This window comes from Verrucosispora sp. ts21 (assembly GCF_002879555.1).
In the GTDB taxonomy this organism is placed as follows: domain Bacteria; phylum Actinomycetota; class Actinomycetes; order Mycobacteriales; family Micromonosporaceae; genus Micromonospora; species Micromonospora gifhornensis.
On the sequence record NZ_PNOZ01000025.1, the window covers coordinates 72,950 to 80,811 of the forward strand.

A 7,862-nucleotide genomic window follows, 5' to 3' on the forward strand; every position below is an offset into this window, starting at 1 on the left:
GCGGGGATCCGATGACCAGCAGCGGCGACCGACCCGACGACCGAATGGATGCCTGGCAGGTCCGGGAAGCGAATGTCTGGCGGGTACTGCCCTTCGGAGGGCTGATCGTCGGCACTGTGCTGGCCGTCTTCGCGCCGACGCCGCGCAGTATCCCGTTGGCGGCCACCCTGACCGTCGCCGTGGCCGCTGCCTGCTGGATCGCCTGGTTCATCACCCTGCACCCGCGCTGGCAGAGCCGGCGTGCGCTGATGACGGTCTACTACCTCGGGCTGCTCGCATTCGCCGCCGTGCTGGTGGTCGCCAGTCCGTGGTACGGCTTCTTCGCCTGGATCGGATATGTGCACGCCTTCTTCCTGCCCGGCAGGTGGCGGATCGCCGGGGTGGTCGTCACCGCCGTGCTGCTCGCCACCTCGCAGAGCGGCGGCCTACCGGTTGTGTCGTCGCACTGGGCGATCTGGCTGGTGATGGTGATCTTCAACGTGACGATCGCCGGGGCGGTCAGCTGGTTCACCTACGTTTCCGAGCACCAGGGCGAGAAACGCAAGCGGCTGGTGGCCGAGTTGGCCGCCGCGAACCGCCAGCTCACCGAGACGGTACGGGAGAACGAGGGTCTGCACGCCCAACTCGTCACCCAGGCCCGGGAGGCCGGGGTGCTCGACGAACGGCAGCGGATGGCCCGGGAGATCCACGACACCCTGGCGCAGGGGCTCACCGGCATCATCACCCAGTTGGAGGCGGCCGAGCAGACCCGCGACCGTTCCGGTGACTGGCGGCGGCATGTGGACAATGCGCTGGCGCTGGCCCGGGAGAGCCTCACCGAGGCCCGTCGCTCGGTCCGCGCGATCCGTCCGGAGCCGCTGGAGGCCGCCCGGCTGCCCGATGCCCTGACCGAGCTGGGTGGACGCTGGTCGGCCCGGCACGGCGTACGGGCCGAGGTCAACACCACAGGCACCCCTCGGCCGCTGCATCCGGAGGTCGAGGTGACCCTGCTGCGGGCCGCCCAGGAGGCGTTGGCCAACGTGGCCCGGCACGCCGCCGCCACCCGGGTGGGGCTGACCCTGTCCTACATGTCGGATGTGGTGACCCTGGACGTCCGGGACGACGGCACCGGCTTCGACGCCGAGGCTGCCGCACCGAAGCCGGACGGCGGCTACGGGCTGACTGCCATGCGGCAACGGGTCACCGAGGTCGGGGGCCGCCTCGATGTGGAGTCCGAGCCGGGCGGCGGGACCGCGATCTCCGCGTCCGTACCGGCCCTGCCGGGGGGTGTGGGGTGACCGATCCGGTACGCCTGCTGATCGTCGACGACCATCCGGTGGTGCGGGACGGGCTACGCGGCATGTTCACAGGTGATCCCGGGTTCGAGGTGGTGGGCGAGGCGGCCGACGGCGCCGAGGCGCTGGCGTTGGCCGCCCGGCACCGTCCCGACGTGGTGCTGATGGACCTGCGGATGCCCGGCATGGACGGGGTGACCGCGATCGGTCGGCTGGTCCGCTCGGACAGCACGGCGAAGGTGCTGGTGCTGACCACGTACGACACGGACACGGATGTGCTGCCGGCGATCGAGGCCGGCGCCACCGGCTACCTGCTCAAGGACGCCCCCCGCGACGAACTGGTTCGGGCGGTACGCGCCGCCGCTCGGGGCGAGTCGGTGCTCTCCCCCGCCGTGGCGGGTCGGCTGATGGGCCGGCTGCGCGCCCCGGCCGAGGAGCCGCTGAGCCACCGGGAACTGGAGGTGCTCACCCTGGTGGCGCGCGGCTCGACGAACCGGGAGGCCGCCGCCCAACTGTTCATCAGCGAGGCCACCGTCAAGACCCACCTGCTGCACGTGTACGCCAAGCTCGGGGTCAACGACCGGGCCGCCGCCGTGGCCGTCGCGTACGACAGGGGTCTGCTGACCCCCGGCGGACGCTGACCGTGCGGGCCGCGCGGCTGATCTCGTTGCTGCTGCTGTTGCAGGCGCGGGAGGCGATGACGGCGGCGGAACTGGCCCGGGAGTTGGAGGTATCCGAGCGGACGGTGTACCGGGACATCGTGGCGCTCTCCGCCGCCGGGGTGCCGGTCTACGCCGACCGGGGGCGGGCCGGCGGTTACCGGCTGCTCGGCGGCTACCGGACCCGGCTGACCGGGATGACCCGGGACGAGGCCGAGGCGCTCTTCCTCGCCGGGTTGCCCGGACCGGCCGGGGACATGGGGTTGGCCGACGCGGTCGCCGCGGCCGAGTTGAAGGTCCTGGCCGCGCTGCCGCCGAGCCTGCGCGACGCACCGACGCGCACCGGGCAACGGTTCCACCTGGACGTGCCCGGCTGGTACGCGCAGCACGCCCCACCGCCGTGGCTGGCCGACCTGGCCGGCGCGGTCTGGCGGGACCGGGTGGTGACCCTGCACTACCGGCGTGGCGATCAGGAGGTGACCCGGCGGGTCCACCCGTACGGTCTGGTCCTCAAGAGCGGCATCTGGTACCTCGTCGGCCAGGTCGACGCGGACCTGCGCACCTACCGGGTGGACCGGATCGTCGCTGTCGAGCCGCACGAGGAGACCTTCGACCGGGAACCGGACTTCGACCTGCCGGCGTACTGGCACGCACAGGCGGAGGCGTTCCTGCGGAGCATGCTGCGGGCCGAGGTGCGGATCCGGCTGAGCCCCGCCGGCCTGCGCCAGCTCAAGCACCGCAGCGACATCCCGTTCGGGTACGCCGAGGCGGTCGCCGCCGCCGGCGAGCCCGACGAGCAGGGCTGGGTCACGACCCGGCTGCCCGTCGAGTCCGTCGACGTGGCGTACACCCAACTGCTCGGGCTGGGCCCGGAGGTGGAGGTGCTCGACCCGCCCGACCTGCGCGCCCGGCTGGCCGAGGCGGCGGCCCGCGCCGCCGCCCTCTACACCGCCCCCGGCGACCGCTGACCCCCGCTGCTGACTCCGCCAGCGACACCTGACAACCGACGTCAGGTTTCGCGGACGACAGGTGATCCGTCATGCTCCCCGCATGCACCTGCTGCTCTCCGGCATCGTCGGCTCGGTGGCGTACGGGCTGGCGGGGCCGGGCTCGGACGTCGACCGGATCGGCGTTTTCGCCGCGCCCACTGTCGCCTTCCACGGCCTGCACCCGCCGCGCGAGTCGGTGGTCACCACCGACCCGGACACCACCCTGCACGAGGCCCGCAAGTGGTGCCGGCTGGCGTTGAGCGGCAATCCGACCGCCAGCGAGCTGGCCTGGCTCCCCGACGACTGCTACGAGACCCGTACCGAGTTCGGTGAGCGACTGATCGGCATCCGGTCGGCGTTCCTCAGTGCACCCCGGGTCCGCGAGGCCTACCTCGGCTACGCCGCCCAGCAGTTCCGCAAGCTGGAGTCCCGGGGTGACGGGACCTTCTCGTCGGAGACCCGGCGGCGCACCGCGAAGCACGCCCGGCACCTGGCCCGGTTGGTCCACCAGGGCCGACTGCTCTACGCCACCGGGATACTGGAGATCCGGCTCGCCGACCCGGAGTGGTTCCGCAGCTTCGGGGACCGGGTCGCCGAGGGCGCGCTGGACGAGGCACGCACCCTGCTCGCCGAGGCCGAACTCGACTTCGACCGGATCCGGACACCACTGCCCGACCGGCCGGACGAGGAACCGGTGGAGCGCTGGCTGCTCGACGTCCGCGCCGCCCACCTGCCCCGCTGACCGGGCACACCTGCCGGGTCGGTCCGACCCGGGTCAGTCGGCCAGGCGGATGCGGACCCGACGGTTGGCCCGGCCCTTGCTCTCCACCTTGACCACCCGCACCTTGCCGATCTGGGCGGTGGAGGCGACGTGCGTACCCCCGTCGGCCTGCACGTCCAACCCGACGATGTCGACGATGCGGACCTCCGCCTCGTCGGGCGGGATCAGATTCGACTGGGTACGGATGATGTCCGGCAGGGCCAGCGCCTCCGCGCGCGGCAGCACCCGGGTGGCGACCGCGCGGTCGGCGGTCACCTCCGCGTTCACCAGTTCCTCGATCCGACTCTTGAAGTCCGACGGCACCTCGGGCAGGTTGAAGTCCATCCTGGCCTCGCCGGGTTCCATGTTGCCGCCGGTGACCAGGGCACCGAAGTCGCGGAACACCACCCCACAGAGCACATGCAACCCCGAATGGGTACGCATCAGCCAGGTCCGCCGATCGTCCTCCACCGCACCGGTGACGGTGGTGCCCGTCGGCGGCAACGGGTCACCCTCGGCGGGGATCAGCCACAGGTCGTCGGCCTTGCGGGTGCCCACGACCCGGGTCTGCACCCCCTGCCAGAGCAGTACGCCGTGATCCGGCGGCTGCCCGCCGCCACCCGGGTAGAACGCCGAGCGGTCGAGCACGATGCCCTGCTCGGGGTCGCTGTGCAGCACCGTGCACTGCCACTCGCGCAGGCTGGGATCAGCAAGATCGAGCCGGTGCGTACGGCCATGGTGTGTGACGCCCATGACAGGGCAGGCTACCCGTTGAGGAACTCGGAGATCCGGGCCCGCACGTCGGCGCGTTCCGTCCAGAGCACCCCGGGGCGGGCGTACCGGTGCAGGGTCGCCCGGGGCAGCGCGGCCGCAAGCTGCTCGGCGACCTCCACGGGATGCAGGTCGTCGCCCTCGCAGGCGATGATCAGCGCCGGAGCGGTGACCGCACCGAGCGCCCCGGCATCGGTGACGGGTGCCTGACCGGGCAGATCGGCCAGGCCTGCGGCGAGACCGTCGCGCAGCAGGTGATCGAGCCGCTGCCGCAGGTACGCCCAACCGGCCGGCGTGTTGCGTACCGCCGGTGGCATCTCCGCCGCGACCACCTCGGCCACCGCCGAGGCGTCCCCACTCTCCACTGCGGACAGCAGTTCGAGCAGCCGGGTCCGGGCGACCGGGGCTCGCGGCTGGTCGAGCGCCGCAGGCAGGAAGAAGATGAGCCGCTCGAAGCGTTCCGGGCTCTCGACGAGCAGCCGGCACAGGGCACCCGCGCCGAGACTGGCGCCGAACGCCCGGGTCGCACCGGACAGATCGGCGACCGCCCGCAGATCCCGGGACAGGTCGAGATAGCTCCACAGACCTTCCGGCGCGTCCGAGCGACCGTGTCCACGGAACTGGAAGAAGACCTTGCGGCCGGTGACGCCGCTGCCGAAGGGACGGGTGACGGCGATGCCGTTGCCCAGCCCGTGAGCGAACACGGTGACCGGATCACCGGTGCCGGTGACCAGCCGCTCCAGCCGTACGCCGTGCGGCGTGGCGATCAGCTCGGTGTCCGGCTCGGGTAACGCCGGCCGTCCGCTGCGTGGCCCACCCGGGCCGGGCCCCCAGGTGCGAGGCCCACCGTCAGGTGGTGGTGGCCAGCGGAAAGCCCTCACCACGATCCTCTGTTGTCACCCAGTTCGCGTAGGCCGACCCGGACGTCGAGCAGATAGATCAGGGCCGCCGCGATGCCGATCAGCCCGAAGATGCTGAGCGTGGTCTGGGTGAGCAGAGTCAGCAGGAGAGTGACCGCGAGAATCGCGATCCAGCCACCCTTGGGCAGAGTGCCGATGGCGGGGAAGGCGTCGGAGCGCTGCGTGATGGCGTGCACGAGCGCGACCCCCTGCACGATCAGTGCGAACACGAACAGGATCAGGTCGATCACGAGGCGAACATCGAAGGCGAAGATCGGCGCGGCGTAGGCCATGACGGCAAGCTTATGCCGACGACCCCGGATCCGTCCGACAGGACGGTCACCGGGGTCGTCGGCAGGTGGTCACTCGGCGGCCGGACGGGTCCGCTTGGTGGCTCCGGGCAGCTTCGCCGACGGGGTTGCCGTCCGCTTGGCGGCCGGCTGCCGGGTCGTCGCCTTGGCGCGGGTGGCCTTCTTGGCAGCGGCCGGCTTGGCCTGTGCGATCTCGGCAACCTCGGCCGGGCTCGGCACCTCGGCCGACTCGACACCGGCGGCCGGCTTCTTCGTCGCAGCCGGCTTCTTCGTCGTAGCCGGCTTCTTCGTCGTATCCGGGGTCGTCTTCTTCGTCGCGGCCGGCTTGGTCGTAGCGGCGGCCTCAGTCGTCACGGCGGTCCCGGCCGCAGCGACAGCCCCGGTCGCGGCGGCCCCGGTCGGGGCGGCGGCCTTGGTCTTGGCGGCGGTCTCGGTCGTCTCGGCGACCCCGGTCGGGGCGGCGGCCTTGGCCTTGGCGGCGGTCTCGGTCGTCTCGGCGGCCTCGGTCAGGGCGGGCGCGGCCTGCACGCTGGCCTGGGTGGCCTCGATGTCGGCGTTGACCGTGTCGGCGGCCTCCAGCACGCCGGTGCCGACCGCCCGCTCGCCTCGGGTCACGAGCTTGCTGTAGACGGCCATCGCGCGCTCCTGCGCGGCCTGGGCGCCGGCGACGACCACGGCGGCGTTACGGGCCGCCAGGCCACGCAGCCGGTCCAGATCGGCAGCCTCACGCAACCTGTTGAAGTCGGCGCTCTCCCGCAGCCGATCCAGGTCGGCCGCCTCCCGAAGACGGTTGAAGTCGGCAGCCTCACGCAGGCGCTTGAGATCGGCGGCCTCGCGCAGGCGGTTGAGGTCGGCAGCCTCGCGCAGGCGGTTGAGGTCGGCGTTGCGCCGCAGCGACTCGGCGGTCAGGTTGGCGTCGCGCAGCTTCTCGTTGGCCTTCTGGCGCAGCTCGAACCCGGCCACGACGGCCTTGCCGCCCAGGTCGTTGGCGACTCGGCTGCCGTCACTGGCGACCCGTTCGCCCAGCTCGGCGACCACCGCGGGCAGTTTGCGCAGCTGCTCCAGGGCGAGGTCACCGGCACCGGCGGCAGCGTAGATCGGAGCGGGGATACGGTTCGTCTTCGGCTGGGTCACGACTTCTCCTCTTCGGCCGCGACGGCGGCCTTGCGGACCACCTTGCGGGCGGCCTTCTTGGCAGGGGGGCGGGCCGGTGCCGGAGCGGGACCCGCCTCGGTCACGGCGACCGATTCAAGGACGGCCTCGGTCGGTGTGCCCTCAGGGGTGGTGGGGCCGGTCGCGGCCAGGTTGGCCACGTCGGGCGCGGTGATCGGCGCAATCTCCTCGCCGCCGGTGGCGGTGTCCGTACCGTCGACAGGGCCGACCGGAGCGGACCCGGCAGTGGCGGCAGTTCCGTCTGGGTTGGCGGTGCCGTCCGGGGTGGCGGTGCCGTCCGGGGTGGCGGTGCCGTCCGGGGTGGCGGTGCCGTCCGGGGTGGCGGTGGCCGGTCCACCCGGCGCAGCATCGGTCGCGGCAGCGGTGGCCTCCGCGAGCCGGGCGTTCTCCCGGCGGAAGGTTTCGTAGATCTGGGTGAGGGACTGCTTCTGCGCCATCGTCAGGTCCTGATCGACCGCGATGGCAGCCAGCACGCCCTGGCCCTCCTTGTCATCAAGCAGGCCGGCCCGCAGATACATCGCCGGCGTGGAGACCCGCAGCGCGCTGGCGAGTTGCTGGAGCACCTCGGCACTTGGTCGACGCAGCCCTCGCTCGATCTGGCTCAGGTAGGGATTGCTGACCCCGGCCTGCTCGGCAAGCTGCCGCAACGAGATCTTCGCGTTCCGCCGCAGGTCACGAATGAACCCGCCGACGTCGGGAAGGTCTTTGGAAGTGGCCATGACTCAACGCTAGCTCGGCCCGCTAGCACCTGCAAGCAAACCGCTAGCCACAGTTAGCAGCCTCACTCCCCACCCCAAACCGCCACCCTCACCCCCAAAACCCCACACTCACACTCCGCACCCGCACCCGCACCCGCACCCGCGATCTTGCACTTTCCGTCGGGACAAAACGCCATAAAAAGCGCGAGCCAGCGACCAAAAGTGCAAGATCGCGGGCAACAGGGGCGCACGGACCACATGGCGCGGGCGGACAGCGCCATGGGCGGGGCGGTGAAGGAGTGGGGTAGGGAGGGGGTGGGGTTACCAG

8 protein-coding genes and 1 pseudogene are annotated in these 7,862 nt (G+C 71.9%); 4 read left to right on the forward strand and 5 right to left on the reverse strand.

Translation table 11 applies throughout. The features are described from left to right. Window positions 1–11 precede the first annotated feature (11 nt). From C1A38_RS13555 to C1A38_RS13570, 4 genes are all read left to right on the forward strand, one after another. Window positions 12–1,277, forward strand: coding sequence for a sensor histidine kinase (locus C1A38_RS13555; protein WP_102658184.1), 1,266 nt, complete (start codon window positions 12–14; stop codon window positions 1,275–1,277). After that, entirely contained in the window at window positions 1,274–1,915 is a 642-nt protein-coding gene (locus C1A38_RS13560) for a response regulator (protein WP_102658185.1), read from the forward strand. The genes C1A38_RS13555 and C1A38_RS13560 overlap by 4 nt, the downstream gene beginning before the upstream one ends. Window positions 1,916–1,917: 2 nt before the next feature. Then, a complete protein-coding gene (locus tag C1A38_RS13565) occupies window positions 1,918–2,901 on the forward strand; it encodes a helix-turn-helix transcriptional regulator (RefSeq protein WP_102658186.1) in 984 nt (327 codons plus the stop codon). An 82-nt stretch (window positions 2,902–2,983) separates the two neighbouring features. Then, window positions 2,984–3,664 (forward strand): nucleotidyltransferase domain-containing protein, encoded by a 681-nt coding sequence (locus tag C1A38_RS13570; RefSeq protein WP_102658187.1) that lies wholly within the window; start codon window positions 2,984–2,986, stop codon window positions 3,662–3,664. A gap of 33 nt (window positions 3,665–3,697) precedes the next feature. Here C1A38_RS13570 and C1A38_RS13575 read toward each other — a convergent pair whose 3' ends face one another. The 5 genes and pseudogenes from C1A38_RS13575 to C1A38_RS13600 all read right to left on the reverse strand — a co-directional run bounded on the left by C1A38_RS13575 (window position 3,698) and on the right by C1A38_RS13600 (window position 7,555). Beyond that, complete coding sequence (locus C1A38_RS13575) at window positions 3,698–4,435, reverse strand: alanyl-tRNA editing protein (RefSeq protein WP_102658188.1); 738 nt, start codon at window positions 4,433–4,435, stop codon at window positions 3,698–3,700. A gap of 11 nt (window positions 4,436–4,446) precedes the next feature. Next, window positions 4,447–5,334 (reverse strand): alpha/beta fold hydrolase, encoded by an 888-nt coding sequence (locus tag C1A38_RS13580; RefSeq protein ID WP_102658197.1) that lies wholly within the window; start codon window positions 5,332–5,334, stop codon window positions 4,447–4,449. After that, complete coding sequence (locus C1A38_RS13585) at window positions 5,331–5,645, reverse strand: DUF2516 family protein (protein ID WP_013736126.1); 315 nt, start codon at window positions 5,643–5,645, stop codon at window positions 5,331–5,333. The genes C1A38_RS13580 and C1A38_RS13585 overlap by 4 nt, the downstream gene beginning before the upstream one ends. A 561-nt stretch (window positions 5,646–6,206) precedes the next feature. Next, window positions 6,207–6,797, reverse strand: a pseudogene (locus tag C1A38_RS32400) (hypothetical protein); the annotation flags it as partial. Continuing rightward, window positions 6,794–7,555: a helix-turn-helix domain-containing protein gene (locus tag C1A38_RS13600; protein WP_102658189.1), complete on the reverse strand. Its 762-nt coding sequence runs from the start codon at window positions 7,553–7,555 to the stop codon at window positions 6,794–6,796. The pseudogene C1A38_RS32400 and the gene C1A38_RS13600, both read right to left, overlap by 4 nt. Window positions 7,556–7,862 lie beyond the last annotated feature (307 nt).

What these genes read in the sequence shown, in the direction of transcription:
- C1A38_RS13575 (WP_102658188.1), bottom strand. Translation starts at nt 4,435, where the DNA reads ATGGGCGTCACACACCATGGCCGTACGCACCGGCTCGATCTTGCTGAT.
- C1A38_RS13585 (WP_013736126.1), bottom strand. Translation starts at nt 5,645, where the DNA reads ATGGCCTACGCCGCGCCGATCTTCGCCTTCGATGTTCGCCTCGTGATC.
- C1A38_RS13555 (WP_102658184.1), top strand. Translation starts at nt 12, where the DNA reads ATGACCAGCAGCGGCGACCGACCCGACGACCGAATGGATGCCTGGCAG.
- C1A38_RS13570 (WP_102658187.1), top strand. Translation starts at nt 2,984, where the DNA reads ATGCACCTGCTGCTCTCCGGCATCGTCGGCTCGGTGGCGTACGGGCTG.
- C1A38_RS13600 (WP_102658189.1), bottom strand. Translation starts at nt 7,555, where the DNA reads ATGGCCACTTCCAAAGACCTTCCCGACGTCGGCGGGTTCATTCGTGAC.